This is a genomic window from Kitasatospora sp. NPDC048715 (genome assembly GCF_043198905.1).
In the GTDB taxonomy this organism is placed as follows: domain Bacteria; phylum Actinomycetota; class Actinomycetes; order Streptomycetales; family Streptomycetaceae; genus Kitasatospora; species Kitasatospora lactacystinica.
This window is the reverse complement of sequence record NZ_JBICVH010000016.1, coordinates 152133-177428: the sequence shown is the minus strand read 5'-3', so window position 1 is coordinate 177428 and position 25296 is coordinate 152133. Positions and strand designations below refer to the sequence as shown.

The window sequence follows — 25296 nt, the reverse complement described above, 5'->3', positions numbered from 1 at the left end:
CCCCGCGCGCACCGGAGCACGGAAAAGGGCCCGCCGGACGGCGGGCCCTTCCACGGTGGGGGCGTCGGTCAGTAGACCGGCTTGTGCGGCTCGATCTGGTTCACCCAGCCGAGCACGCCGCCGCCCAGGTGCACGGCGTTGCCGAAGCCGGCGGCCTTCACCACGGCCAGCACCTCGGCCGAGCGCACGCCCGACTTGCAGTGCAGCACGATCTTCCGGTCCTGCGGCAGCTTCTCCAGCGCGTCGCCCATCAGGAACTCGTTCTTCGGGATCAGCACCGCGCCGGGGATGTTGACGATCTCGTACTCGCCGGGCTCGCGGACGTCGATGAGGTAGATGTCCTCCTTGTCGTCCTGCCACTGCTTGAGCTGCTGCGAGGTGATGGTCGAACCGGCGGCGGCGGCCTGCGCCTCCTCCGACACGACGCCGCAGAAGGCCTCGTAGTCGATCAGCTCGGTGACCGTCGGGTTCTCGCCGCAGACGGCGCAGTTCGGGTCCTTGCGGACCTTCACCTGGCGGTAGTTCATCTCCAGGGCGTCGTAGATCACCAGCCGGCCGACCAGCGGGTCGCCGATGCCGGCGAGCAGCTTGATCGCCTCGTTGACCTGGATCGAGCCGATGGACGCGCACAGCACGCCCAGCACGCCGCCCTCGGCGCAGGAGGGGACCATGCCCGCCGGCGGGGCCTCCGGGTAGAGGCAGCGGTAGCAGGGGCCGTGCTCGGCCCAGAACACGCTGGCCTGGCCGTCGAAGCGGTAGATCGAGCCCCACACGTACGGCTTGCCGAGCAGCACCGCGGCGTCGTTCACCAGGTAGCGGGTGGCGAAGTTGTCGGTGCCGTCCACGATCAGGTCGTAGCCGGAGAAGATCTCCATGACGTTGGAGTTGTCGAGGCGCTCCTCGTGCAGCACCACGTCGACGTACGGGTTGATCTCCTTGACCGAGTCGCGGGCCGACTCCGCCTTGGACCGGCCGACGTCCGACTGACCGTGGATCACCTGGCGCTGCAGGTTCGACTCGTCGACCACGTCGAACTCGACGATGCCCAGCGTGCCGACACCGGCGGCGGCCAGGTACAGCAGGGCCGGCGAGCCGAGGCCGCCGGCGCCGACGCACAGCACCTTGGCGTTCTTCAGCCGCTTCTGCCCCGCCATGCCCACGTCCGGGATGATCAGGTGGCGGGAGTACCGGCGGACCTCGTCAACGGTGAGCTCGGCGGCCGGCTCGACCAGGGGTGGCAACGACACGGGGACTCCGATGGGTCTTGTTCGGGTGGCCAGGGCCAACCGCGGTGCGGGTTGCTGCTCCGCCACTCGGGTGGCTGTCTAGGCCAACAGTGTCACGCCCCCTCGCTATTCCGAGACAGCCCGTCCGATGGGCGAGACGGGCGGCACCGGATCGTGGAACCGGCGGCGGGGCCCCGGAAAGGCGCCCCGAGCCCGTGGTTGACGGGCCCGGGGCACCGCTCGGCACGCTCACACCCGGCAGGCCGTCTCCAGCCACACGTCGCCCAGCGACTCCTCCAGCGGCACCTGCGTCCGCCATCCGAGACGGTCCCGGGCGGTGCGCACGTCCGCCTGCCGCCACGGCACCGGCTCGCCCGGCACCGCCCGGCCCTCCGGGCGGTGCCCCTCCGGCCGGTGACCCGGCAGGTGGTGGCCGGGCAGGTGGTCGCCGCCCGCCCCGGCGGCCTGCGCGGGCAGCAGGACCTGCCGGTTCTCCTCGACGATCTGCCCCTCGAAGCCCGAGGCCCGCACCAGCAGCTGGGCCGCGTCCCGGGCCCGCACGGCGTGCCCGCTGCCGATGTTGATCACCCCGGTGGCGGCCGACACCGCGGCCGCCCGGATGGCCCGCGCGACGTCCCGCACGTCCACGAAATCCCGGTATCCGGACAGGTCCGGCATCCGCACCTGGTGCTCGTCCCGCTCCAGTGCCCGCCGCAGGCCCTCGGCCAGCCGCCCGAACAGCGAGGCGGTCGGCGACCCCGGGCCCACCACGTCGAACACCCGCAGCACCGCCGCGTCCAGGCCGGAGGCCAGCACCAGCTCCGTCCCGGCCAGCTTGGACACCCCGTACGGGCCGACCGGCCGCGGCTCGGCCTGCTCGGACACCGGCACCCCGCCGGGCACCGGCCCGTACTCGGCGGCCGAGCCGACGTGCACCAGCCGGGCCGGCTCCCGGCTGCGCCGGATGGCCTCGCAGACGGTCGCGACGGCCAGCGTGTTCGACCGGATCAGGGTGCGCGAGCTGCCGTAGGTGGCGCCCGCGCAGTTGATCACCACCTGCGGCGCGACCGCGTCCAGGAACCGGGCCAGCGCGCCCGGGCTCCCCGTGGTCAGGTCGAAGCGGATGTCGGCCGAGTCGCGCCGGCCGAGCACCGTCACCTGCAACTCCTGGTCCATCAGCAGACGATCGGTGACCCGGCGGCCGATGAAGCCGTCGGCGCCCAGCAGCAGCACCCTCATCGGGGGTGTCCTTCCACGAAGCCAGTTCGGGACGACCTGGCGGACTGAGTTCAACGAACGGGACGAGAGCGGGGATCACGCGGCGGATCCCCGCGGTGGAGCGACGGAGCGGGTGGACGGTGTCGGCGGACGGCACTCAGCGGTGCGAGCCGGCCCGGCCGAGCACCGCCCCGGCGTACGCCAGCAGCGCCGCCGCGACGGTGCCGCCGCCGAGCAGCCAGGCCTCCGGGGCGGAGCGCCCCAGGGCGAGCGGCCCGAGCACCGCGGCGGCCCCGGCCGACGCCCCCGCCGCGGCGGCGGCCGTCCGGCCGCACCGCGCCAGCAGCACCGGCAGCACCAGCAGCAGGCCCAGCACGCCCTGCGCCGCCCACTGGGCGGGGCCGGCCCGCTCGACCGCCAGGTGCAGCGGCCCGCCGCCGTGGCCCGGCCCGGGGCGCGGCGCGACGACGGCCAGCACGGCCAGCGCGGCGAAGCTCAGCACCCCGAGCACCGCCAGGTGCAGGGCCAGCGCGACCGGGAGCACCGGCCGCATCCGGGCCCGGAACCCGGCCAGGGTGCCCGCCGTGCCCAGGTGGCCGCGGCCGACCTGCCGGTACCAGCGGGCCGTCCGCTCGGCCGCCCCGGCCGAGACCGCCGCCGCCAGCACCAGCGCGACGGCCTGCGGACGGTCCCCGCCCGGTACGGCCGAGGGGAGCAGCAGCAGCGCGGCCAGGCCCAGCCCGTGGCCCAGCGCCGCCGGGCGCAGCCGGGTGCCCGGGAGCGGCCGGGGCGCCGGTGCCCCGGCCGGCCCCGGCCCCAGGGCGTCCGGCGGGCGGACGGGTCCGGCGCACGGCGGGCCGGGATCGGCCGGGGACGGCGCGGTCAGCGCGGGCAGCAGCACCAGCGGGACGGCGGCGGACAGCAGCACCGGCCAGCGCGGCCCGAGCGCGGCCACCCCCGCGCAGGGCAGCGCGGCCAGCGCGGCGGCGGTCAGCGCGGCCCGGGCGGCGGCTCCGCCCGACCGCCGCTCCACCGGCCGGGGCGCCGGCGGGCGGCGGGGCACCCGGGCGTACAGCTCCTCGGCCAGCGAGAAGAGGTCGGCGTGCCGGCAGCGGGCGGCGGTGTCCGGGCCGAGCCCGGCCTCCTCCAGCCCGGCGGCGATCTCCAGCGGGTCGACGGCGCGCTCGCACAGCCCGCGGTGCTCCGCCATCACCTCGCGCACCGGGTCCGCGCTGCCGCCGAGCAGGGTCCCGCCCGGCATCAGCGGGCCTCCGCGAGTTCGGCCCGCCGCCCGGCCGGCTCCCGCACCCCGTCCGGGTTCGCGTTCCCCTCCTCCGGGGTGCCGCCCCCGCGCGGGCCGTCGGCCAGCCAGTACTCGGCGGGACGGGCGAACGGGCGCGGCGCGGGCCCGCCCTCCCCGCCGCCCCCGCCGCCGGGGAAGGCCGGGTACTGCGAGACCAGTTCCAGGTAGATCTCCCGGAACGCGCCGATCACCGGCTCCACGGCGAAGCGTTCCTGCGCCCGCAGCCGCCCGGCCAGCCCGAGCCGGCCCCGCCGCTCCTCGTCGCGCAGCAGCGCCAGGCAGGCGCCGGCCAGGGCGCGCGGATCGCGGGCGGGCACCAGCAGCCCGGTCGGCCCGACCACCTCGCGGGCCACCCCGACATCGGTGGAGACCACCGCCCGGCCGCTGAGCATCGCGTCCGCGAGCAGCCGGGGGCTGCGCTGGGAGAGCCCCGAGAAGACCGTCACCGTGCCCGCCTCCCAGGCCCCGGCGAGGGAGCCGGGCCGCCCGGCGAAGTCCACCGCCGGGGCCACTCCCAGCCGTTCGGCCACCGCCGCGCAGTGCGCCCGGTAGCCGGGCGCCGCCTCCTCGCCGTACACCGCCAGCCGGGCGCCGGGCAGTTCGGCGCGGACCCGGGCGAGGGCGTGCAGCGCGAGTTCGAGGTCCCGGCCCGGCTCCAGCGCGCCCGCCCACACCAGGGTCGGCGCCGCGGGCTCCGGCCCGGCGGCCGGGCGGTCCACCGCCGGCGTGCCCTCGTACACCACCCGGGTGCGCGCCGGGTCGGCACCGCAGCGGCGCTGCCACTGCTGGTCGTGGGCACTGCCGGGGGTGAGTATCGCGGCCTGGCGGTAGGTCTCCCCGGTGAGCGCCCGGAAGAAGGACAGCAGCAGGGCGCGGACCGGCCACCGGTACGACGCCTCGCGGTGGCCGAGGTACTGCTCGCGCAGGTGCAGGCCGTGCTCGGTGACCACGAACGGCACCCCGTGCAGGTGCCGGGCCACCAGGGCGGGCAGCGCGGCCGGACCGCCGCCGACCACGTGGCACAGGTCGGCCGCGCCGAGGCCGCCGGGGCCGGTGCCGTACCAGGGCGCGGACAGCGGGCGCAGGCACTGCTCCAGCAGGTCCGCCGCGACCAGCACGTCGCACACCAGCGGCTGCCCGGCCGAGGTGTCCGCGCCGGGCAGCCGCCAGATCAGCTCCAGCAGCCGGCGGGCGTGCGCGGAGGCCAGGAAGGCGGGCAGCCCGCCGTCCTCCCGGGCGAGCGCCGCCAGCCGGTACAGCCCGGGCCCGAAGCCGGCTCTCTCCGCGGGCAGCACCAGGGCCCGCACCAGTTGTTCGTACGCCCCGGCGTACCGGCGTCTGCGCACCGCGCCCGGCGCCCGGCCGCCCGGCCGGCGCCCCCACAGCGCCAGCTCGTGCGGGCCGCGCAGGACGGCCGGCAGCCGCTCCGCGGTGGCCGGGGCCCGCCGGACCGGCCCCGGCCGCGGGCCGGTCAGCAGGTACAGCTCGAACCCGTGCTCCGGCAGGCCCTCGGCCAGCCGCTCGCACCAGCCCCCGGCACCACGCCGGGAATGCGGACGGACACCCTCGGTGAGCAGGGCAACGCGCACGGGAGACCTCCAGGGCAGAGCTGATTCGCTGAGCGGGATCACGGACGGATCGACGGATTTCCGGGCGGCCCGGGCGGTCGCCCGGGGCGCCCCCGCACGACGGCGGGAACGGTCGGGGAAGGGAGGTCCGGTCGGCCCGGGTCGGCGCCGCGGTGCCTCCGTGCGGCCCGCCGGCGGCCCGGTCGCGGCCGCGCCGCGTTCCGTTCCCCCGGGCTCCCGCCCGCTTCGGCGGTCGGGCCCGGCCCGCCGGAACCCCTCGGCCGCGTCCGCCCTCCGGTTGCTCCGGCGGCCGCGGCTCCCCCACACCTGTTCGGTCCGACAGCAGAAAGGTAGGACCGGCCCCGGCCGATCCATCGGTCACATGCCTGCCTGCCACCTGATCGAGTGAACCGCCGTGACCTCGACCCGATCCGGGCCGTTACCGGGCGGTATGCGCGGCCGCCCGCGCGGCCCCGCCCGGGCGCGCGATCGGCCCGCCGCGGCTCGCGCCCCACCCGCGCCGTGCGCTCGGCCGGTGACGTCCGCTCAGCCGGTGGTGTGCGCTCAGCCGGTGGTGTGCGCGATCAGCTCCCGTACCGCCCGGGCGACCTCGTCGGGGTGCTCCATCATCGCCACGTGCCCGGATTCCGGCAGCACCAGCAGCCGGGCGTCCGCGAAGGCCGCGCAGGCGCGGCGGGCCGAGCGGTAGGAGACCAGCTTGTCGCGCAGCCCGTACACCAGCAGCACCGGCGCCCCGACCCGCTCGGCCTGCCGCCACAGCGCCTGGTCGCCGCGCTCGGTGTACGCCGAGACGATGCCGCGGGCCGAGCCGACCAGCGCCTGCATCGCGTGCGGCACCTCCAGCCGGCGCCGGTACTCGGCGACCGCCTGGGCCCGGGTCTCCGGGCTCAGGCTCTCCGGAGCGCCGTAGACCAGCCGCAGCAGGTCCTCGGTGGCCGCCTCCGCGTCGCGCCCGCCCGCGGACAGCCGGCGCAGCACCGCGGGCACGCCGGGCACCGCGAGCAGACCGGTCGGCCAGGCGGAGCGCTGCGGGGGCAGCTCGGGCAGCGCCGGGGAGACCAGGGTGAGGCTGCGCACCAGGTCCGGGCGCACGGCCGCCAGCCGGACGGCGACCGCGCCGCCCAGCGAGTTGCCGAACAGGTGGACCGGGCCGCGGCCGGAGGCCTCCAGGTAGCCGATCACCGCGCGGACGTGGCCGGAGACGGTGAGGTTGCCGTCGGTGGGCGGGTGGGAGCGGCCGAAGCCGGGCAGGTCCACGGCCTCGCCGTCGACGTGCCCGGAGAGCCGGCCCATCAGGGCCTCCCAGTTGGCGGCCGAGCCGCCGAGGCCGTGCACGAAGAGCCCGGGCTCGCGCCCGTCGGCGACGCCGTCGGCGGCGGGGCGGTGCACCGCGAGCACCGCGCCGGGAACCTCGACCGTACGTACCTGCTGCTCAGCGCTGCTCATGGTGGACGATGGTAGTGAGCCCCGCCCCGGAAGCGCCGGGGTGGTCGGGCCGTGGGCCGCCTCCGTCCCACCACTGCCGAGGCCGAGGTCAGCGCCGTATTGTGGGCTCCTGACAACCAGGCCGATCGTCTTTTCTCGCCTTCGCCGAACGCGGGCGCGGTTACCGAAAAGTAGAATCGGCCATCCTGCAGCAGCGAACAGACCCCGAAGTGAGGAGCGCCGTGACGGCCATCCAGGAGGCGCAGGAGCGCCCGCGCGGTGCCCGCCTGCCGCGAAGCGCCCGCCGTGAACAACTGCTCGGTGCCGCCCAGGAGGTGTTCGTCGCGCAGGGCTACCACGCGGCCGCCATGGACGACATCGCCGACCGCGCCGGGGTGAGCAAGCCGGTGCTCTACCAGCACTTCCCCGGGAAGCTGGAGCTCTACCTGGCGCTGCTGGACAAGCACTGCGACGCCCTGGTCGAGTCGACCCGCGAGGCGCTGTCGGCGACCAACGACAACAAGCAGCGGGTGGCCAACACCATGGAGGCGTACTTCAACTACGTCTCCAGCGAGTCCGGCGCCTTCCGGCTGGTCTTCGAGTCGGACCTGACCAACGAGCCGGCCGTGCGCGAGCGCGTCGAGCGGGCCTCCGAGGCGAGCGCGACGCTGGTCAGCAAGGTGATCCAGGAGGACACCGACCTGCCCGAGGCGGAGTCCAAGCTGCTCGCCGCCGGGGTCTGCGGCCTGGCCCAGATCACCGCCCGGTACTGGCTCTCGCAGGGCCTGGAGATCCCCCGCGACGAGGCGGTGCGGCTGGTCGCCAGCCTGTCCTGGCGCGGCCTGAAGGGCTTCCCGATGCACCCGGGCGAGCAGTCCGGCGAGGGTGCCGCCCACCAGGGCTGATCCACCGACCTTCGTCGGGCCGGGGATCCGGTGCTCTATGGTGAAGCCGTACGGCACGGTCGCCGCGAACGCTTGTCCCAGGCGGTCCGGTGCCCGTGCGTGGAGGCTGCAACCCCGGAGGGACGGAAGCCGTGGAGGTCAAGATCGGCGTGCAGAACGCGCCTCGCGAGATCGTGATCGAGAGCTCGCAGACTGCCGATGAGGTCCAGAGCGCGGTCGCGAAGGCACTGGAGGGCTCGGAGAAGATCTTCGCGCTGTCCGACGAGCACGGCCGTCGCATCATCGTCCCGGCCGAGCGCCTGGCGTACGTGGAGATCGGCGAGTCGGCCTCCCGCAAGGTCGGCTTCGGCACCGCCTGAGGCGTCGCCGCACAGGATCGTCCGGTGCCCCGTTCCCGCGAGGGAGCGGGGCACCGTCGCGTGTACGACCGGGTGGGGCGGGGTACGGCGAGGGTGCGGCGCCGGTGCCGCACGCCCGTTCCCCCGGGAGGCAGCCTTGCTGGTCGAGTCGATCGCCTTCGCCCTCGTCGGCCTGGTCACGGGCGGCGCCGCCCTGCTGGCCCTGCCCGCGTACTTCCGCGCCGCCCGGGCCCTGACACTGGGCACCGCGCTGGCGGCGGCGCTGGTCGGCGGGGTGGTCGCGCACTTCGGCGTGGACGGGCGCCAGCCCGCGGTGTCCGTCGCGGCCGCGGCGGTGGCCGCGGGCGTGCTCACCTCGCTGCTGGCCCGGCCGGACCTCGCCGCCGGGCGCGCCCCGGCGCACCGGCACCACCCGCACCGGCCCGGCGCCCACCGCGCGTCGCGGCGGCACCGGGCGGCCTGAGGAACCCGCCGGCGGCCCGAGGCCCCCCTGACGCCCGAGGACTCCTAGGACGCCAGGCCGAGGGCGGCCATCCGCTTGGTGTGCGCCTCGGTGATCCGGTTGAACATCTTGCCGACCTCGACCAGGTCGAAGCCCTGCACCTGCACGCCGCCGACCAGCAGGTTGGACAGCGCGTCGCGCTCGGCGACGACCCGCTGGGCCTGGCTGAGCGCCTCGCCCATCAGCCGCCGGCCCCACAGGGCGAGCCGGCCGCCGGCCCGCGGGTCGGCCTCGATGGCCTGGCGGACCTTGTCCACGGCGAACTGGGCGTGGCCGGTGTCGGACATCACGCTCAGCACCAGGTCACGGGTGTCGTCGTCCAGCCGGACGGCCACCTCGCGGTAGAAGTCGGTCGCGATGGCGTCGCCGACGTAGGCCTTGACCAGGCCCTCCAGCCAGTCCGAGGGCGCCGTCATCCGGTGGAACAGCTCCAGCGGCTCGACGAAGGGCCGCATCGCTTCCTGCGGGTCGGCGCCGACCTCGGCGAGCCGGTCGTGCAGCCGCTGGTAGTGCTGGAACTCGGCGGAGGCCATCCGGGCGAGCGCCGCCTTGTCGGCGAGGTCGGGCGCCAGCTTGGCGTCCTCGGCGAGCCGCTCGAAGGCGCTGAGCTCGCCGTACGCGAGCGCGCCGAGCAGGTCCAGCACCGCCGCCCGGTAGCCGGGGTCGGCCGAGCACGCGGCCCAGTCCCCGATCGAGCCGGCCGCCGCGTCCTGCGTCTCACCATGGGTCTCCATGACCCGCAACTTTAGTCCCGCCCCGCCGCCCCGTGCCCGGGCACGCCCGGTGACCGGCCGGACCGGCCGCTCCGGTGGCAGTTGCCGGGGGCAATGTCAGACGCGTCACGTGTTCGAGTCGTCGCCTGACTGTATGGTGGTACGGAGCCCGTCGTGTTCGCATGGTGTCACCGCCGTCTCGGTACCCCGCGCGAACCCTCCGTAGTGGCACCGTCCAGCCGGACGTGTCCGCACCGGAGGCACGGGTACTCACGTACGCGGATGCCCGGTCGGAGAGCCGATCGGCTCCGACCATGGCTTGGACTTCAAGCCTTGGCACCGCATCAGTGGCCGAGCGAGGGCCGCCGAGACCACGCCCCGAGGCGGAGGTCCCGCGCAGGTCCCTCACGGGAATCCTCCCCGACGCCGCCGGCGACGCGCCCCGCACCAGGGCAGCGCGCACCGGCCGGCCGCAGGGACCGGCGCGGTTGTGCGTCCGCGCAGCTGTATCAGGGCCGCCCAGGCCCGTAGGCAGCCGCGCGGCTGCCCGCCCGCCGCTCGCTCTCGGCCCTTTCGAAAACGGAAGAGGCAGCACCCTGTCCACCACCGCTGAACCCATCAAGACGACGTTCCGGGAACTGGGGATCCTCCCGGAGACCGCCGAGGCGCTCGAGTCCGTCGGCATCGTCCACCCCTTCCCCATCCAGGAGATGACCCTGCCGGTCGCGCTGACCGGCCACGACGTCATCGGCCAGGCCAAGACCGGCACCGGCAAGACCCTCGGCTTCGGCCTCCCGCTGATCGAGCGGGCCATCGTGCGCGCCGACGTGGACGCCGGCCGGGCCACCGAGGACCAGCTCTCCGACTTCCCGCAGGCGCTGATCGTCGTCCCGACCCGCGAGCTGTGCACCCAGGTCACCAACGACCTGCAGACCGCCGGCAAGGTGCGCAACGTGCGCGTCCTCGCCGTCTACGGCGGCCGGGCGTACGAGCCGCAGGTGGAGGCGCTCACCAAGGGCGTCGACATCGTGGTCGGCACCCCGGGCCGCCTGCTGGACCTGGCCGGGCAGAAGAAGCTCAACCTGTCCAAGGTCCGCGCGCTGGTCCTGGACGAGGCCGACGAGATGCTCGACCTCGGCTTCCTGCCGGACGTCGAGAAGATCATCACCATGCTGCCGGCCAAGCGGCAGACCCTGCTGTTCTCGGCCACCATGCCGGGCCAGGTCATCAACCTCGCCCGCCGGTACATGAGCCAGCCGACCCACATCCGGGCCGCCGCGCCGGACGACACCGGCGCGACCGTCGCCAACATCGAGCAGCACATCTTCCGTGCGCACTCGCTGGACAAGGTCGAGATGGTCTCGCGCATCCTGCAGGCCGACGGCCGCGGGCTGGCGATGATCTTCTGCCGCACCAAGCGCACCGCCGCCGACGTCTCCGACCAGCTGACCCAGCGCGGCTTCGCGGCCGGCGCGGTCCACGGCGACCTCGGCCAGGGCGCCCGCGAGCAGGCCCTGCGGGCCTTCCGCAACGGCAAGGTCGACGTGCTGGTCTGCACCGACGTCGCGGCCCGCGGCATCGACGTCGAGGGCGTCACCCACGTCGTCAACTACCAGTGCCCCGAGGACGAGAAGACCTACCTGCACCGGATCGGCCGCACCGGCCGGGCCGGCGCCTCCGGCACCGCCGTCACCCTGGTCGACTGGGACGACATCCCGCGCTGGCAGCTGATCAACAAGGCGCTGGACCTGCCGTTCAACGACCCGGAGGAGACCTACTCCACCTCCGCGCACCTGTACGAGCTGCTGAAGATCGCGCCGGGCACCAAGGGTGTCCTGCCGCGATCGGAGCGGACCCGCGCCGGGCTCAACGCGGAGGAGGTCGAGGACCTCGGCGAGACCGGTGGACGCGGCGCCCGCTCGGGCCGCGGCGGTCGCGGTGAGCGCGGTGACCGCAGTGAGCGCGGTGACCGTGGTGGACGCGGCGGCCAGGGCGGCTCCGGCCGTCCGGGCGCCGGCCCCGCCACGGCCGAGACCGAGGAGCAGCAGCCGCGCCGCACCCGCGAGCGCCGCCGCACCCGCCGGGGCACGGCGGTCGGCGCCGAGGGCGAGGCCGCTGCCGTCGTGACCGGTGCCGCCGTGGCGGCCCCGGCCGTCGAGGGCGCCGAGGGCGAGGCCGCTCCGCGCCGTCGCCGTCGCCGCTCGCGCGGCGGTGCCGCCTCGGCCGAGGCCGCGGTGGCGGTCGAGTCGACCCCGGTCGCCGAGGCCGTCGTGGCCGTCGTCGCCGAGGCCGCCGCAGTGGTCGAGGCCGCCGCCGAGGCGGTCGCCGAGGCGGTCGCCGAGGCCCCGGCCCCGGCGAAGAAGGCCACCCGCACCCGGACCCGCAAGCCGAAGGCGGAGACCACCGAGACGGCTCCGGCCGCCGAGGCCGTCGTCGCCGAGGCCACCGCGGTCGTCGAGGCCGCCGCCGAGGCGGTCGCCGAGGCCCCGGCCCCGGCGAAGAAGGCCACCCGCACCCGGACCCGCAAGCCGAAGGCGGAGACCACCGAGACGGCTCCGGCCGCCGAGGCCGTCGTCGCCGAGGCCACCGCGGTCGTCGAGGCCCCCGCTCCGGTGAAGAAGGCGACCCGGGCCCGCAAGCCGAAGGCGGAGGCCGTCGAGACGGCTCCGGCCGCCGAGGCCGACGCCACCGAGGCCCCGGCCCCGGCCAAGAAGGCCACCCGGGCCCGCAAGCCGAAGGCCGTCGCCGAGACCGCCCCGGAGGCTCCGGCCGCCGAGGCCGACGCCACCGAGGTCCCGGCCCCGCGCAAGCGCACCCGCGCCCGCAAGGTCGCCGCGCCGGTGGAGGCCACCCCGGAGAGCTGACACTCCGTGTCTCCCCCCGAGGGGGCGGGCCAGGCCACCCGGCCGGGCCCGCCCCCTCGGGCGTTCCACGCCGCGGTCCCGTCCCGCCGATCGTTCCCGGGGCCCCGCCCCGCCTCCGCCTCAGGTCACTAGGCTCGGGGCGCCGGGGAGTCCCCGGCGGACCGGCGGGTCGCCGGCAGGACAGCAGGGAGAGCAGCCCATGAGCACGCCGCCGTTTCTGACGCTGCCCCGGTGCGCGCGGGCCGAGCGGGTGGTGACCGGGCGCGGGGAGTTCGCGGCGCTGCGGGCGGAGCCGGCCGGGCCGGTGCGCGGCTCGGCACTGCTGGTGCCGGGGTTCACCGGCAGCAAGGAGGACTTCATCGCGCTGCTGGAGCCGCTGGCGGCGGCCGGGTACCGGGTGACGGCCGTGGACCAGCGCGGGCAGTACGAGACCGGCGGCCCGGACGACCCGGCGGCGTACGGCGTCGGGGCGCTCGGCGCGGACGTACGGGCGCTGACCGGGGCGCTGACCGCCGACGGCACCCCCTTGCACCTGCTGGGGCACTCCTTCGGCGGCCAGGTGGTGCGCGAGGCGGTGCTCGCCGCGGCCGCCGAGGGCCCGCTGCCCTGGCGGTCGCTGACCCTGGTGTCCACCGGCCCGGGCGCGATCGATCCGGCCGAGGCGGCCCGCACCGAGCTGCTGCTGGACGCCCTGCGGGGCATGGACCTGGAGCAGATCTGGCAGGTCATGCGGCAGCTGGAGGCGGAGAGCGGGCAGCCGCGGCCGAACCTGGAGCCGGCCGTCGCGGAGTTCCTGCACCGGCGCTGGCTGGCCAACGTGCCGCGGGCACTGTCCGTCACCGGCGGCCATCTGGTGACCGCGCCGGACCGGGTGGCGGAGCTGGCCGCCGCCACCGCCGGGCTGCCGCTGCTGGTGCTGTCCGGCGTGCGGGACCACGCCTGGCCGGTCCCGGAGCAGACCGCGATGGCCGAGCGGCTGGGTGCCCGCCGGGTGGTGGTCGCGGACGCCGGCCACTCCCCGAACGCCGAGCGGCCGGCCGCCACGGCCGAGGCGCTGGCGGCTTTCTGGGGCTGACGCGGCCGGCGCCGACGCCCGCCGGACCGGTCCGGTTCCCCCGGTTCACCGAAAGTGGTCTGTACCACTTCTGCAACTTCGACCGGCTTCAACACAGGACAAAATTCGTTAGTTACGGTAATCTTTGATTCTGTCCGGGAATCATCGCCGGCCTCCGCTCGGCGCCAATCTCCCGAAACCTGGACTTTACGGACGGGCAACGGCCCGGTAGCACCGCCACGTCACCGTGGTTCACGAGGCACTGGACGCACCAGGCAAGCAAGGGGGGCCCTTGCCGCAGCAGACCGCCGCACCCGCGACTACGACCCGCCCGGTCCGGTCTCACCGCCGGATCCGCAGGACCCCGAAAGGGCTGATACCGACTCAGCCGCGACCGCCCCGCCCCGCGGGGTCAGGAAAGGAGACGCCCATGACGAAGACCATGCGCTTCGAGATCGTCCGGCTCGACGACACCAACGGCTCCGCCGCCGACCGCCTGATCGCCGACGCCGCCACCGTGCGCGAGGTCGTCGACGCCGCCGCCCGCACCGGCGAGCGCCTGCTCATCCGCCCGTGCCCGACCGTCTGACCCGGCGCGGCGCCTCCGACCCGGAGCCCACACCCGCCGCCGACGACCCGGGAGCGTCCGATCCGGACGTTCCGATACCCGACTGACGCCCCGTCACCGCATTCGCCGATGACGGGGCGTCAGTGCGTTCGGGGTCGGAGCCGGAACGTTTGCCGCCGCCCGGGACGGGACATCCCCCAACGGGAACCGCCCGCGCCGCGCCCACCCGGTGCCGGTCCGGGCGTCCGCCACCGACAGGTGCCGCCGAGCCCTCCGTACGGGTGATCGTCCTTGACGCGGCGGTCCGGAGGGAGGAGCGTTGACGGCTATGAGGGGCGAGCCAAGCTGCCCGAGGTGCGCCGGTCGGGTCCGCGCCCCCGGTCTGTTCTCAGACACCTGGCAGTGCGACCGGCACGGAGCCGTGCACCCGATGCAGCCCGTGCTGCCCCCGAGTGTGGAGGCCCTCGGCGTCGCAGTCGCCCGCTCCCAGGTCCCGGTCTGGCTGCCCTGGCCGCTCCCGGTCGGCTGGCTCTACACCGGCATCGCCCACGTCGGTGACGACGTTTCGGGAGCCCGGGCCACCGCCGTCGCCTGCTCCGGACCGGCCCCGCTCGGCGGCTTCGGCGAGCTGGTGCTGATCGCCGAGGAGCTGGGCGTCGGCCTCGGTGCCCGCTACGCGGGCCTGCCCGGGCCTGACCCGGGCGACTCCGTCGGCCTCTACAAGCCCGCCGACGCCAAGCTGATGGCCGCCGGGCGGCCCACTCCGATGTTCCACGTCCCGGACGCCCCGGCCGACCGCGCGGTGTTCGCCGGCGAGGCCCGCGGACTCTGGCTCTGGGCGGTCGCCTGGCCCGAGCAGTCCGCGCTGGTGATGTACGACGAGCTGGTGCTGACCGACCTTCGCGAGGCGGGCGCCGAACTGGACCTGCTGCCCTGCGGGGCACTCTCCCCCCGGCTGCTCGGCTGACCGCTGGCCTATCCTGGGCGGCACCCACGAGCCCCCAGGAGCCCGACCCGTGCGCATCGACCTGCACGCCCACAGCAACGCCTCCGACGGCACCGACAGCCCGGCCGAGCTGGTCGCCGCGGCCGTCGCCGCGGACCTCGACGTGGTGGCGCTGACCGACCACGACACCGTGGCCGGCCACGCCGAGGCCGCCGGGGCGGTGCGCGCACTGCCCGCCGGCAGCCGGCTGACCGTCGTCCCGGGCGCCGAGCTGTCCTGTGCCGTGGACGGCATCAGCATGCACCTGCTGGCGTACCTGTTCGACCCCGAGGAGCCGGAGTTCGCGCGCGAGCGGGACCTGGTGCGCACCGACCGGTTCCGGCGCGGGCGGGCGATCGTGGAGCGCTGCCGGGAGCTCGGCGCGGACATCAGCTGGGAGCAGGTGCGGCGGATCGCCGGGGCCGGCTCGGTCGGGCGGCCGCACATCGCCAGCGCGCTGGTCGAGGCGGGCGTGGTGGCCACCGTCTCGGACGCCTTCACCGCCGACTGGCTGGCCAACGGCGGGCGGGCGGACGTGCGCAAGCACGAGACCGACCCGGTCGCGGCGGTCCGGCTGGTCCGGGCGGCCGGCGGGGTGCCGGTGTTCGCCCACCCGGGCGCGGTCAAGCGCGGCCGGACGGTCTCCGACCAGGTGATCGCCGACCTCGCGGCGGCCGGGCTGGCCGGGCTGGAGGTCGACCACACCGACCACGACGAGGACACCAGGGTCCGGCTGCGCGGCCTGGCCGGCGAGCTCGGCCTGCTGGTCACCGGCTCCAGCGACTACCACGGCACCCGCAAGACCGTCCGGCTCGGCGAACACACCACCGACCCCGAGGTGTACGGGGCGCTGCTGGCGCAGGCCACCGGCGCCAAGCCGATCGAGCGCTGAGCGGGGGCGGACGCGGACGCGGGGGCAGGGGACCCGTAATCCCTTGCCCCGGGGTTCGACGCCGCCGCACCCCGTCCGATCGCGCGGCGGTCAGTCCAGCCGGACGCCGCGGCGGTTCGGGTCGCGCAGGTCGGCGCCCTGGTCGAGCCAGCGCTCCTGCAGCGCGGCCGCGCCGTGCACCCGCTTCCAGCCCGCCTCGTTGGGCGTCATCGGCAGCAGCGGCAGGAAGCGGACCGGATCGGCCGGCTCGGCCAGTTCCAGGTCCTCGACCAGGCCGCCCGGTTCGGCCGCGAGCACCGAGGTGAAGGGCGCGCCGTCCCAGAGCGGGGAGCCGAGGTCCAGCGAGCCGCCCGGCGCCACCACCAGGCCCTCGACCTGCGGGGTGGCGGCGAAGGTGGCCAGGGTGCGCAGCACGCTGTCGCGCCCGCCCCGGACGGTCAGCACCAGTTCGGCGCGCGGGCCGCGCACCTGGTCGGCGACCGGCGCGGTCGGGTCGGCCATCGGCGCGGCGGACATGCCGAGCGTGGCGTACCGCACGAGGTCCTCGGTGTCCGGGCCGAAGCGCAGCACCTCGATCCGGTCGGCACCGAGGAAGGTGACCGCGGCGCGGCCGCCCGGCTCGCCGAAGGTGGAGATCAGCCTGGCCTCGACGGCGGCCAGCACCGCCTCCCGGGAGAGCTCCGGGGAGGTGCCGCCGTGGGGGTCGCCGAAGAGCGGGAAGTCGTGCGCCATGCCGGTGAGCGTAACCCCCGGGGGTTCGCGGGCCGCGTGCGGGCGGGTGTGCGGGCGCTCGCGGCGGGGCCGCACAAGGATCCCGTAAAGCCTTCGGAAACCTCCGGGAAACCGCACGGCTTCGACGCCCGGTCAGATGTTAGGGTGAGCGACTGGCCACCGGGATCGTTTCGTCCCGGGGCGGCGGCGCGAAGGAGGTGGTTGCGGTGGATACCGGCCGACCATGCAGTACCGGCAGCTCTACCCGGCCCCGACTCCCCCGTACCCCGCGCCCCGCAGGCCCAACCGGCTGAATCAGCCGCGGTAGCCCCGGGCACAGGCCCCACGGCGGACGGACCGGCCGGGAGAGCACTTTCATCCCCCGTTCCACCGGTGTTCTCCGCCGTCGTACCGCGGCCGAACGTTTTTCCTTCCGCGCCGCCGCGCGACGGTTCCTGCCTCTGGGAGCCTGCCATGTCGATGATCAACAGCCTGCGCGCCGCCGTCCGCACCAACCGCCGCCGCGGTGCGTCCGGCGTCTACGACGTCCTGCCCGAGGACGCCGGTTCGGCGGTCGTGGACTGCGCGGTCTACCAGCACGGCAAGCGCAGGGGCGAGACGTGCAGCCCCCGCGAGGCCGCCCGCCGGGTCAAGGCCGCCCACCAACTCCCCGAGGGCGAGGGCTCGTTCAGCTGGATCGGGCTGCACGAGCCGACCGAGGCCGAGTTCGAGGGGATCGCCCAGCGCTTCGGCCTGCACCCGCTCGCGGTCGAGGACGCGGTGCACGCGCACCAGCGCCCCAAGGTCGAGCGCTACGACAGCGTGCTGTTCGCCGTCTTCAAGACCATCCGCTACGTGGAGCACGACCAGCTCACGCCCACCAGCGAGGTGGTGGAGACCGGCGAGCTGATGGTCTTCGCCGGCCGGGACTTCGTCATCACCGTCCGGCACGGCGGCCACGGCTCGCTGCAGGAGCTGCGCCACCGGCTGGAGGCCGACGCGGACGAGAGCGGGCTGCTCTCCAAGGGCCCGGCGGCGGTGCTGCACGCGATCGCCGACCACGTGGTGGACAACTACCTGCTGGTCGCCGAGCGGCTCCAGAACGACGTGGACGAGATCGAGTACGGCGTCTTCTCGGCCAAGGGCGGGCGCAGCGCCGATGTCGGCCGGGTCTACCAACTCAAGCGCGAGGTACTGGAGTTCAAGCGTGCCGTGGTGCCGCTGCTGCGCCCGATGCAGCAGCTGTCCGAGCCGCTCCAGCGGCTGGTCGACCCGGACATCCAGAAGTACTTCCGGGACGTCGCCGACCACCTGGCCCGGGTCGCCGAGCAGGTGCACGGCTTCGACGAGCTGCTGAACTCGCTGCTGCAGGCGAACCTGGCGCAGGTCTCGGTGGCGCAGAACGAGGACATGCGCAAGATCACCGCCTGGGCGGCGATCTTCGCGGTGCCCACCATGATCACCGGCGTGTACGGCATGAACTTCGATTACATGCCCGAGCTGCACCACGAGTACGGCTACCCGATGGTGCTCGGCGCGATCGTGCTGATCTGCGTCGGGATGTACCGGGGCTTCCGCCGCAACGGCTGGCTCTGACCGCCGCGGCCGGCTCCGGTCCGACGGTCAGCGCCGCCCGCCGCGGGCGACCAGGACCAGGCCGAGCAGGATCAGCACCACCGCCGGGTAGGCGGCCGCCGGGGGCCACTGGCCCAGCCAGAGAGCGGCGATCAGCGCCGCGCCCGGGGTCTCCAGCAGGATCGCGGTGGAGGTGATCGACGGCCCGAGGTTGCGCACCACGCGGTTGCTCAGCGAGTGGCCGAGCAGTTGGGCGGCGACCATCAGCAGCACGATCTGCCACCACACCCCGGCCGGCCATCCGGCCAGCGGCGTTCCGGCCACCAGGCAGATCCCCAGCAGCACGGCCGCCGTGGTGGCGTAGCAGACCAGGGTGTAGGCGGTGGTGCTGACGGTCCTGCGGACCTCGGCGCCCAGCAGCATGTACCCGGCCGCGGCCAGGCCCGCGCCGAGCGCGAGGGCGTCGCCGAGCAGCGCGCGCGGGGAGAGCGAGAGGTCCACGCCGGTCAGCACCAGCACGCCGGCGAAGGCGACGATCGTGCCGGTCCAGACCGCTCGCGGCGCCCGGACGCCCATCAGCCGCATCAGCACGATGGTCCACAGCGGGGTGGTGGTGACCAGGGCGGTGGCCGAGGCCACCGAGGTCATCCGCAGGCTGGGCATCCAGAGCGCGAAGTGCACGCCGAGCAGCACTCCCGCGGCCACCGCGAGCAGCAGTGCCCGCCGGCCGATCCCGCGCAGTTCGGCGCGGTGGCGCAGCAGCGCGTACGGGCCGAGGACGCCGACCGACATGACGTTGCGCCAGAAGGCGATCGCCAGCGCGGGCGCGGCGGTGGCGCTGATCAGCGGACCGGACAGCGAGATGCCGCCGATCGAGACGGCGAGCAGCAGCAGGTCGAGGGTGGGGAGCGGGTGCGCCGGCCCCGGGCCGGCGGTCGCGGTCGCGGGGGCGGTCGGGGCGGCGGAGGGGGCGGTCGCGGGCCGGGCGGCGGACACGGCGCTCCTTGCTGGTCGCGGGGGTGGGGCGGTCATACGGTAAGGCCCGTGGCGGCGCAATGGAACTGTCGCCCGGAGGCTGAGACGTCCGACCGGCTCCGGACCGCTCCGCCGGAGGGCCCCCGGTGGCCGTACGCTGTCCGCCATGGACCGTACGCCCGCCGCCGCGACCGCCGACGACTTCCTCGACCAGGCCCTGCTGGAGGAGGCCGCGAAGAAGTCCGGCCTGCTCTGGGTGCGCGCGGACGGGCAGGAGCACGCCCGGCCGCTGTGGCACGCCTGGCACGACGGCGCCGTCGTGGTGGTCGGCGGGGGCGGCGAGCAGCCGCTGCACGGCCTGGAACCCGGCGCCGGGGCCGTGGTCACCGTCCGCAGCAAGGACAAGGGCGGCCGACTGACCGGCTGGAACGCCCGGGTGGTCGAACCGGCCCCGAACAGCGAGGCCTGGCTGGGCGCCGTCGAGGAGCTCAAGGGCAAGCGGCTGAACGCGCCCGACACCGACGCCATCACCACCCGCTGGGCCCGCGAGTGCCGGGTGCTGCGGCTGGAGCCGACCGGCCCGCTCACCGAGCACCCCGGGGCGATGCCGGACGGCTCGCACGCCGCGCAGCCGGTGCCCACCCCGGCCACCACCCGCCGCCCGATCCCGGCCGGCCTGCCCAAACTGCTGTTCAAGCGCCGTTAAAGGTTCATGCCCGGGACTCGTCCGACGGCTACCGTGCCTCCCGGCCGGGCCCGGAACACGCGGGTAGCCTTGGCCGCGGACGCGCCCCCGGCGCGTCCGGTACGGCATCGAGCGAGTCGAGGGAGTCCATGGCAGGGCCAGGCACCCGGGTCTTCATCTCCCATCTGTCCGCCATCGCGGTCTTCGACCCGAACGGCGACCAGGTCGGGCGGGTCCGGGACGTGGTCGTGTCGCTGCGGCTCGGCGGCCGCCCGCCGCGCGTGCTCGGCCTGGTGGTCGAGGTGGTCGGCCGGCGCCGGATCTTCCTGCCGATGACCCGGGTGACCAGCCTGGAGTCCGGCCAGGTGCTCACCACCGGCGTGATCAACATGCGCCGCTTCGAGCAGCGCCCGTCCGAGACCCTGGTGCTCGCCGAACTGCTGGACCGCACCGTCACCTGGTCCAAGACCGGTGAGCAGGTCACCGTGCTGGACGTCGGCATGGTGCAGAGCCGGCTGCGCGAGTGGGAGATCAGCAAGGTCTTCGTCCAGCTCGGCCGGGCCGGCCGGCTGCGCAAGGGCAAGGGCGAACGGCTCACCCTGGACTGGCAGGACGTCACCGGCTTCTCGCTGACCGAACAGGACCAGGGCGCGGCCAACCTGCTCGCCACCTTCGAGCAGCTGCGCCCCGCCGACCTCGCCAGCGTGCTGCACCACCTGTCCGCCAAGCGCCGGGCCGAGGTCGCCGCCGCCCTCGACGACGAGCGGCTGGCCGACGTCCTGGAGGAGCTGCCCGAGGACGACCAGGTCGAGATCATCGGCAAGCTCCAGGAGGAGCGCGCCGCCGACGTCCTGGAGGCGATGGACCCGGACGACGCCGCCGACCTGCTCTCCGAGCTGCCCGGCGACGAGGCCGAGCGGCTGCTCCAGCTGATGGAGCCGGACGAGGCCGCGCCGGTGCGCCGCCTGCTGACCTACGAGGAGGACACCGCCGGCGGTCTGATGACCACCGAGCCGGTCGTGCTGGAGCCGGACGCGACCGTCGCCGAGGCGCTGGCCCGGGTCCGGGTCAGCGACCACAAGCCCGCGCTGGCCGCGCAGGTCTTCGTCTGCCGCCCGCCGAACGAGACCCCGACCGGCCGCTACCTGGGCACCGTGCACTTCCAGCGGCTGCTGCGCGAACCCCCGTACGTCCTGGTCGGCTCGCTGGTGGACGACGACCTGGACCCGCTGCCGCCGGACACCCCGCTGTCGCTGATCACCAGCTACCTGGCGACCTACAACCTGGTCGCCGCACCGGTCGTGGACGACGCGGACCACCTGCTCGGCGCGGTGACCGTCGACGACGTGCTCGACCACCTGCTGCCGGACGACTGGCGCGACGCCGCGCTGCACGCCCACGACGAGGACCGCGACGACGAGAGCGAAGGGGTGACCGGTGGACGGTGACCGCAGCGGACGGCCGGACGACTCCGCGCGCCGACGCCTCCAGGGAGAACTGCGCCAGCTGCGTCAGCTGCGCGAGCTGCGCACCCGCGAGGGCGGCCGGGACCGGCGCTCGGACACCGCGCCGATCACCGGCACCGGCCGCGCCCGGCTCGACCAGCCGCGCACCGCGCGGCCCGGCCTGCTCTCGCTGCCCTCCTACGACCCGGAGGCCTTCGGCGTCCTGTCCGAGCGGATCGCCCGCTTCCTCGGCACCGGTCGGTTCATCGTCTGGATGACGGTGGTGGTCGTCGTCTGGATAGCGTGGAACACCCTGCTGCCGGCGAACGTGCGCTTCGACGAGTACCCGTTCATCTTCCTGACCCTGGCGCTGTCCCTGCAGGCCTCGTACGCGGCCCCGCTGATCCTGCTGGCGCAGAACCGCCAGGACAACCGGGACCGGGTCAACATGGAGCAGGACCGCGCCCGCAGCGACCGCAACATCGCCGACACCGAGTACCTGACCCGCGAGGTCGCGGCCCTGCGGCACGGGCTCGGCGAGGTGGCCACGCGGGACTTCATCCGGTCCGAACTCCAGTCCCTGCTCAAGGAGATCGACGAGCGCCGGGAGTCCTCCGACGCCCTGTGACCCTCGGCACGCTACCGGCGAGTCAAGGGAATCCGTCGGCGCCGTACCATCAAGGCATGGCCAACGAGACAGAGGTCGCGGCCGGCGTCACGGAGGAGTCCGTACGCCAGGCGCTGGCGACCGTCAACGACCCGGAGATCAACCGCCCGATCACCGAGATCGGCATGGTGAAATCGGTCGGGATCGCCGAGGGCGGCGCGGTGCGCGTCGCGGTCTACCTGACGGTCTCCGGCTGCCCGATGCGCGACACCATCGTCACCCGGGTGCGCGAGGCGGTCGGGAAGGTCCCCGGCGTGACCGGCGTCGAGGTCGAGCTCGACGTGATGAGCGACGAGCAGCGCAAGGAACTGTCCCAGCTGCTGCGCGGCGGCGCCCCCGAGCGGGAGATCCCGTTCGCCAAGCCGGGCACGCTGACCAGGGTCTACGCCGTCGCCTCCGGCAAGGGCGGCGTCGGCAAGTCCTCGGTGACCGTCAACCTGGCGGCCGCGATGGCCGCCGACGGTCTGAAGGTCGCCGTGGTGGACGCCGACATCTACGGCCACAGCGTGCCGCGCATGCTGGGCGTCGAGGGCCGGCCGACCCAGGTCCAGGACATGATCATGCCGCCGCAGGCGAACGGCGTGAAGGTCATCTCGATCGGCATGTTCACCCCGGGCAACGCGCCGGTGGTCTGGCGCGGCCCGATGCTGCACCGCGCGCTCCAGCAGTTCCTCGCCGACGTGTACTGGGGCGACCTGGACGTGCTGCTGCTGGACCTGCCGCCCGGCACCGGCGACATCGCGATCTCGGTGGCCCAGCTGGTCCCCAACGCGGAGATCCTGATCGTCACCACCCCGCAGATGGCCGCCGCCGAGGTGGCCGAGCGGGCCGGCACCATCGCGGTGCAGACCCACCAGAAGATCGTCGGCGTGATCGAGAACATGTCCGGCATGCCGTGCCCGCACTGCGACGAGATGATCGACGTCTTCGGGACCGGCGGCGGCCGGACCGTCGCGGACGCGCTCACCCGCACCGTCGGCGCGACCGTCCCGGTGCTCGGCTCGATCCCGATCGACGTGCGGCTGCGCGAGGGCGGCGACGACGGCCGCCCGGTCGTGCTCGCCGCGCCCGACTCCCCGGCCGGCGCCGCCCTGCGCGCCGTGGCCGGCAAGCTCGGCGGCCGCCAGCGCGGGCTGTCCGGCATGTCGCTGGGCCTGACGCCCAGGAACAAGTTCTGAGACCGTGACCGACGAAGGGCCGGGTGGCCGGACCACCCGGCCCTTCGTCGTACCGTCGCGCCCCCCGGGGCGCTACGGCCGGGTGTAGGCGGCCAGCTCCGGAACGGTGGAGAAGCCGATGCCGTAGGCGCTGACGCCGCGGCCGTAGGCGCCGAGCAGGACGCCGGGGGCCTCGCCGGCCAGCACCCAGCCGTACTCGGACTCGCGGTAGCGGAAGGGCTGCGGCAGCCCGTTGACGGGCAGGCTGAGGGTGGACCAGCCGGGGCCCGCCAGGTCGTCGGCGAGGTCCCAGGCGAGGCTGCTCTGCTGGTCCAGCCAGTCCTGGCGCAGCGCCCGGTCCAGCTGCCCGGGCCAGGTCCCGGCGAGCAGGCCGGAGCCGGCCAGCCAGGCCGCGGAGGAGGCGGAGGTCGCCTCCAGGGTGCCGGTGTTGTCGGCACTGCGGCGGCTGTCCCGGCGGGCCACCGTGACCACGACGGCGAACTTCCGCACGTCTCGCGGCTCGTACCGCTGGGCCGGCTCCTCGCCGTGGCCGAGCGAGCCGTAGTCGACGCTGCCCGCGGTGCGGGGGCCGGCGCCGGCCTGCACCAGGAAGCGCCGGCCGGTCCAGCCCTCGTCCAGCCCGTACCAGGGGAAGTCTGCGGACAGGTAGGGCACCAGCGGGTCCACCGGGCCGGCCTGTCCGCCGACCACCGGGCCGCCGGCCGTGGCCGTCGCCCCTCCCGCCTGACTCGTCGCGTCCATCCCCGGGCCTCCTCAAACACACGTTTGCCTGCCGTGGCGCGCTCCCATGGTGGCGCACCGCGGCGCTCCCCGGGGCCGTTCCTGGTACGCGACGGGGCGCGTTGTGACGGACGGCTCAGCGGGAACAATCAGCACAATAGCGGCGCACGCGCCACCGCCCCGCTCAGCCGGTGGCCGGGCGGGGCGGTGGCGCGGAGCCGGAGGCGCCGTACGCGGTGCGGATCGACCGGCGTACGCGGCGTGATCAGGTGGCGTCGGGGTCGAACGGGGGGCGCTCGCCGGGCGCCAGCGGGGCGCCGGTGGAGGCGGCGGCCGGCTCGGACTTCTCGAAGCTGACGCTGCCGCTGCGGCCGTTGACCGGCGCCGCGGGCTTGTCGTCCAGGACCGAGCGGATGTCCAGCGAGTCCTTCATCTCCTTGAGGCCCAGCGGGTCGTCCTGGCCGCCCATGAGCTGCTTGCGGACGAAGGTCTTGGGGTTCAGGTCCTCGAACTCGAAGTCCTGGAACTCGGGGCCGAGCTCGCTGCGGATGTCCTCCTTCGCGTTGTCGGCGAAGGAACGGATCTTCCGGATGAAGCCCATGGTGTCCTGGATCAATTTCGGCAGTTTGTCCGGGCCGAAGATGATGATCGCCATCACGGCAAGCGTCAGGAGCTCCAGCCCACCCACGTCGCTGAACACCTTTGCTCCCTAGCTCGTCGGACGACGGTTCCTACAGGGTAATGGCCACCGGCGAGTCCCTGGTCCACGCTGGGATGAAGCCGTGGTAAAGACCTGCCGGTGGCCGAGGCCGTCCGGACCGGAACACCGGTGTCCGTCGAGGGCCGCTCTAGCGGGTCTGCTGGCGCAGTGCGGCGGGGCCCCCGGGGTAGCGCTCCGGGTAGCCCGGCGGGGTCGCCTCGCGGGTCGCGGCGACCGGGCGGCCCGGGAAGTCCACCGGGACCTGCGCGTTCATCGGGACGAGTCCGCCGCCCCGGCCGGTGCCGGCACCGGGCGGGCTGACGGTGGTGCCGTGGCGCTCCTCGCCCTGGGTGCTGAGCCCGCCGACGCCGCCGAGCGTCACCGCGGCGACGGAGAAGGCGCCCGCGGCCGCGAACACCAGTCGGCGTCCGCGCGCGGGAGGGCGCACGACGGCCGCGGAGGGCTGCGGACGGGCCGGGGCGGCGGTGGGCTCGGGACGGGCCGCGCGCCGGCCCATGAGCGGCCGCAGCACCGCGCCGCGCCCGAAGGCGCGCGGGTCCACCCCGGGCAGCGGGGCGCCGGCGCCGAGCGCGCCCGCGCCGAAGGAGGCCCCGGCACCGCGGCCGAAGGAGCCGCCGTCGAGCCGGCTGCCGCCGAGCGTGCCGGTGGCCGCGACCCCGCCACCGGGCAGGTCGTCGTCGTCATCGCGGCGGCCGCGTCCGGTCGGCCGGTCGCGGTCCGCCGGGGCGTCCTCGGGGAGGTTTCCGACGGCCATCAGGCGGGCCATCAGCGCGGAGGACGGGCCGGGGGTGCCGGTGCGGGTCAGCATGTGCTTGACGGCGCGGCCCTCGTCGGCCTCGGCGAGGCACTGGGGGCAGGTCGCCAGGTGGGCCTGGACGCGGTCGCGCGAGTCGTGGCCGAGTTCGCCGTCCAGGAAGGCGGAGAGGCGCTCGCCCAGGTGGTGCTCCTCGGCGGCGGGCGCGGTGGGGCGGACGGGAAGCGCGTGCAGCGCCGTGTCCGCGGGCAGTGCCACCGCG

General features: G+C 75.2%; 24 protein-coding genes. 13 read left to right on the top strand and 11 right to left on the bottom strand.

Going from position 1 to position 25296, the window contains the following annotated elements; genetic code table 11:
• Positions 1 to 68: 68 nt before the first annotated feature.
• The 5 genes from moeZ to ACGFSC_RS28360 form a co-directional block, all read right to left on the bottom strand.
• On the bottom strand, positions 69 to 1247 hold the full coding sequence (moeZ, locus tag ACGFSC_RS28380; protein WP_359903497.1) for an adenylyltransferase/sulfurtransferase MoeZ: 1179 nt from the start codon (positions 1245 to 1247) through the stop codon (positions 69 to 71).
• Positions 1248 to 1475: 228 nt separating this feature from the next.
• Complete coding sequence (locus tag ACGFSC_RS28375) at positions 1476 to 2465, bottom strand: NAD-dependent epimerase/dehydratase family protein (protein WP_359903500.1); 990 nt, start codon at positions 2463 to 2465, stop codon at positions 1476 to 1478.
• A gap of 136 nt (positions 2466 to 2601) precedes the next feature.
• Positions 2602 to 3705, bottom strand: a complete 1104-nt coding sequence (locus tag ACGFSC_RS28370) for a hypothetical protein (protein WP_359903502.1) — start codon at positions 3703 to 3705, stop codon at positions 2602 to 2604.
• Positions 3705 to 5336 (bottom strand): DUF3492 domain-containing protein, encoded by a 1632-nt coding sequence (locus ACGFSC_RS28365; protein ID WP_359903504.1) that lies wholly within the window; start codon positions 5334 to 5336, stop codon positions 3705 to 3707. The genes ACGFSC_RS28370 and ACGFSC_RS28365 overlap by 1 nt, the downstream gene beginning before the upstream one ends.
• 543 nt (positions 5337 to 5879) lie before the next feature.
• A complete protein-coding gene (locus tag ACGFSC_RS28360) occupies positions 5880 to 6782 on the bottom strand; it encodes an alpha/beta hydrolase (RefSeq protein WP_359903506.1) in 903 nt (300 codons plus the stop codon).
• A 221-nt stretch (positions 6783 to 7003) separates the two neighbouring features.
• Here ACGFSC_RS28360 and ACGFSC_RS28355 point away from each other — a divergent pair, with 221 nt between their 5' ends.
• The 3 genes from ACGFSC_RS28355 to ACGFSC_RS28345 all read left to right on the top strand — a co-directional run bounded on the left by ACGFSC_RS28355 (position 7004) and on the right by ACGFSC_RS28345 (position 8488).
• Positions 7004 to 7666: a TetR/AcrR family transcriptional regulator gene (locus ACGFSC_RS28355; protein ID WP_359903508.1), complete on the top strand. Its 663-nt coding sequence runs from the start codon at positions 7004 to 7006 to the stop codon at positions 7664 to 7666.
• Between the two features lie 131 nt (positions 7667 to 7797).
• Entirely contained in the window at positions 7798 to 8025 is a 228-nt protein-coding gene (locus ACGFSC_RS28350; protein ID WP_359903510.1) for a DUF3107 domain-containing protein, read from the top strand.
• A 136-nt stretch (positions 8026 to 8161) separates the two neighbouring features.
• Positions 8162 to 8488, top strand: coding sequence for a hypothetical protein (locus tag ACGFSC_RS28345; RefSeq protein ID WP_359903512.1), 327 nt, complete (start codon positions 8162 to 8164; stop codon positions 8486 to 8488).
• 44 nt (positions 8489 to 8532) lie between these two features.
• Here the strand turns inward: ACGFSC_RS28345 and ACGFSC_RS28340 are convergent, their stop codons facing one another.
• A complete protein-coding gene (locus ACGFSC_RS28340) occupies positions 8533 to 9261 on the bottom strand; it encodes a ferritin-like fold-containing protein (protein ID WP_049660234.1) in 729 nt (242 codons plus the stop codon).
• Positions 9262 to 9950: 689 nt separating this feature from the next.
• Here ACGFSC_RS28340 and ACGFSC_RS28335 point away from each other — a divergent pair.
• From ACGFSC_RS28335 to ACGFSC_RS28315, 5 genes are all read left to right on the top strand, one after another.
• Positions 9951 to 12104 (top strand): DEAD/DEAH box helicase, encoded by a 2154-nt coding sequence (locus tag ACGFSC_RS28335; RefSeq protein WP_392864098.1) that lies wholly within the window; start codon positions 9951 to 9953, stop codon positions 12102 to 12104.
• A 199-nt stretch (positions 12105 to 12303) separates the two neighbouring features.
• Complete coding sequence (locus ACGFSC_RS28330; RefSeq protein ID WP_359903518.1) at positions 12304 to 13179, top strand: alpha/beta fold hydrolase; 876 nt, start codon at positions 12304 to 12306, stop codon at positions 13177 to 13179.
• A 409-nt stretch (positions 13180 to 13588) separates the two neighbouring features.
• Positions 13589 to 13747 (top strand): hypothetical protein, encoded by a 159-nt coding sequence (locus ACGFSC_RS28325; protein WP_359903649.1) that lies wholly within the window; start codon positions 13589 to 13591, stop codon positions 13745 to 13747.
• A gap of 307 nt (positions 13748 to 14054) precedes the next feature.
• Entirely contained in the window at positions 14055 to 14693 is a 639-nt protein-coding gene (locus ACGFSC_RS28320; protein ID WP_359903520.1) for a DUF6758 family protein, read from the top strand.
• 49 nt (positions 14694 to 14742) lie between these two features.
• The gene (locus ACGFSC_RS28315; protein ID WP_359903523.1) at positions 14743 to 15603 is read left to right on the top strand and encodes a PHP domain-containing protein; all 861 of its coding nucleotides are present in this window, start codon (positions 14743 to 14745) and stop codon (positions 15601 to 15603) included.
• Between the two features lie 90 nt (positions 15604 to 15693).
• On the opposite strand, the gene ACGFSC_RS28310 is transcribed toward ACGFSC_RS28315, so the two are convergent.
• Positions 15694 to 16335, bottom strand: a complete 642-nt coding sequence (locus tag ACGFSC_RS28310; RefSeq protein ID WP_359903526.1) for a suppressor of fused domain protein — start codon at positions 16333 to 16335, stop codon at positions 15694 to 15696.
• Positions 16336 to 16788: 453 nt separating this feature from the next.
• On the opposite strand from ACGFSC_RS28310, the gene corA reads away from it, so the two are divergent.
• Complete coding sequence (corA, locus tag ACGFSC_RS28305; protein WP_359903528.1) at positions 16789 to 17910, top strand: magnesium/cobalt transporter CorA; 1122 nt, start codon at positions 16789 to 16791, stop codon at positions 17908 to 17910.
• Between the two features lie 27 nt (positions 17911 to 17937).
• On the opposite strand, the gene ACGFSC_RS28300 is transcribed toward corA, so the two are convergent.
• The gene (locus tag ACGFSC_RS28300) at positions 17938 to 18885 is read right to left on the bottom strand and encodes a DMT family transporter (protein ID WP_380350144.1); all 948 of its coding nucleotides are present in this window, start codon (positions 18883 to 18885) and stop codon (positions 17938 to 17940) included.
• 145 nt (positions 18886 to 19030) lie between these two features.
• Between ACGFSC_RS28300 and ACGFSC_RS28295 the strand changes: the two genes are divergently transcribed.
• The 4 genes from ACGFSC_RS28295 (at position 19031) to ACGFSC_RS28280 (ending at position 22839) form a co-directional block, all read left to right on the top strand.
• The gene (locus tag ACGFSC_RS28295) at positions 19031 to 19570 is read left to right on the top strand and encodes a hypothetical protein (RefSeq protein ID WP_359903531.1); all 540 of its coding nucleotides are present in this window, start codon (positions 19031 to 19033) and stop codon (positions 19568 to 19570) included.
• A 128-nt stretch (positions 19571 to 19698) separates the two neighbouring features.
• On the top strand, positions 19699 to 20997 hold the full coding sequence (locus ACGFSC_RS28290) for a magnesium transporter MgtE N-terminal domain-containing protein (RefSeq protein ID WP_359903533.1): 1299 nt from the start codon (positions 19699 to 19701) through the stop codon (positions 20995 to 20997).
• A 76-nt stretch (positions 20998 to 21073) separates the two neighbouring features.
• Positions 21074 to 21622: a DUF1003 domain-containing protein gene (locus ACGFSC_RS28285; protein ID WP_380350196.1), complete on the top strand. Its 549-nt coding sequence runs from the start codon at positions 21074 to 21076 to the stop codon at positions 21620 to 21622.
• Between the two features lie 56 nt (positions 21623 to 21678).
• On the top strand, positions 21679 to 22839 hold the full coding sequence (locus ACGFSC_RS28280; RefSeq protein WP_359903536.1) for an Mrp/NBP35 family ATP-binding protein: 1161 nt from the start codon (positions 21679 to 21681) through the stop codon (positions 22837 to 22839).
• A gap of 72 nt (positions 22840 to 22911) precedes the next feature.
• Here the strand turns inward: ACGFSC_RS28280 and ACGFSC_RS28275 are convergent, their stop codons facing one another.
• The 3 genes from ACGFSC_RS28275 to ACGFSC_RS28265 form a co-directional block, all read right to left on the bottom strand.
• On the bottom strand, positions 22912 to 23580 hold the full coding sequence (locus ACGFSC_RS28275) for a hypothetical protein (protein WP_359903538.1): 669 nt from the start codon (positions 23578 to 23580) through the stop codon (positions 22912 to 22914).
• A 244-nt stretch (positions 23581 to 23824) separates the two neighbouring features.
• The gene (locus tag ACGFSC_RS28270) at positions 23825 to 24259 is read right to left on the bottom strand and encodes a sec-independent translocase (protein WP_359903540.1); all 435 of its coding nucleotides are present in this window, start codon (positions 24257 to 24259) and stop codon (positions 23825 to 23827) included.
• A 148-nt stretch (positions 24260 to 24407) separates the two neighbouring features.
• The gene (locus tag ACGFSC_RS28265; protein ID WP_359903543.1) at positions 24408 to 25292 is read right to left on the bottom strand and encodes a zf-HC2 domain-containing protein; all 885 of its coding nucleotides are present in this window, start codon (positions 25290 to 25292) and stop codon (positions 24408 to 24410) included.
• Between the last annotated feature and the right edge of the window lie 4 nt (positions 25293 to 25296).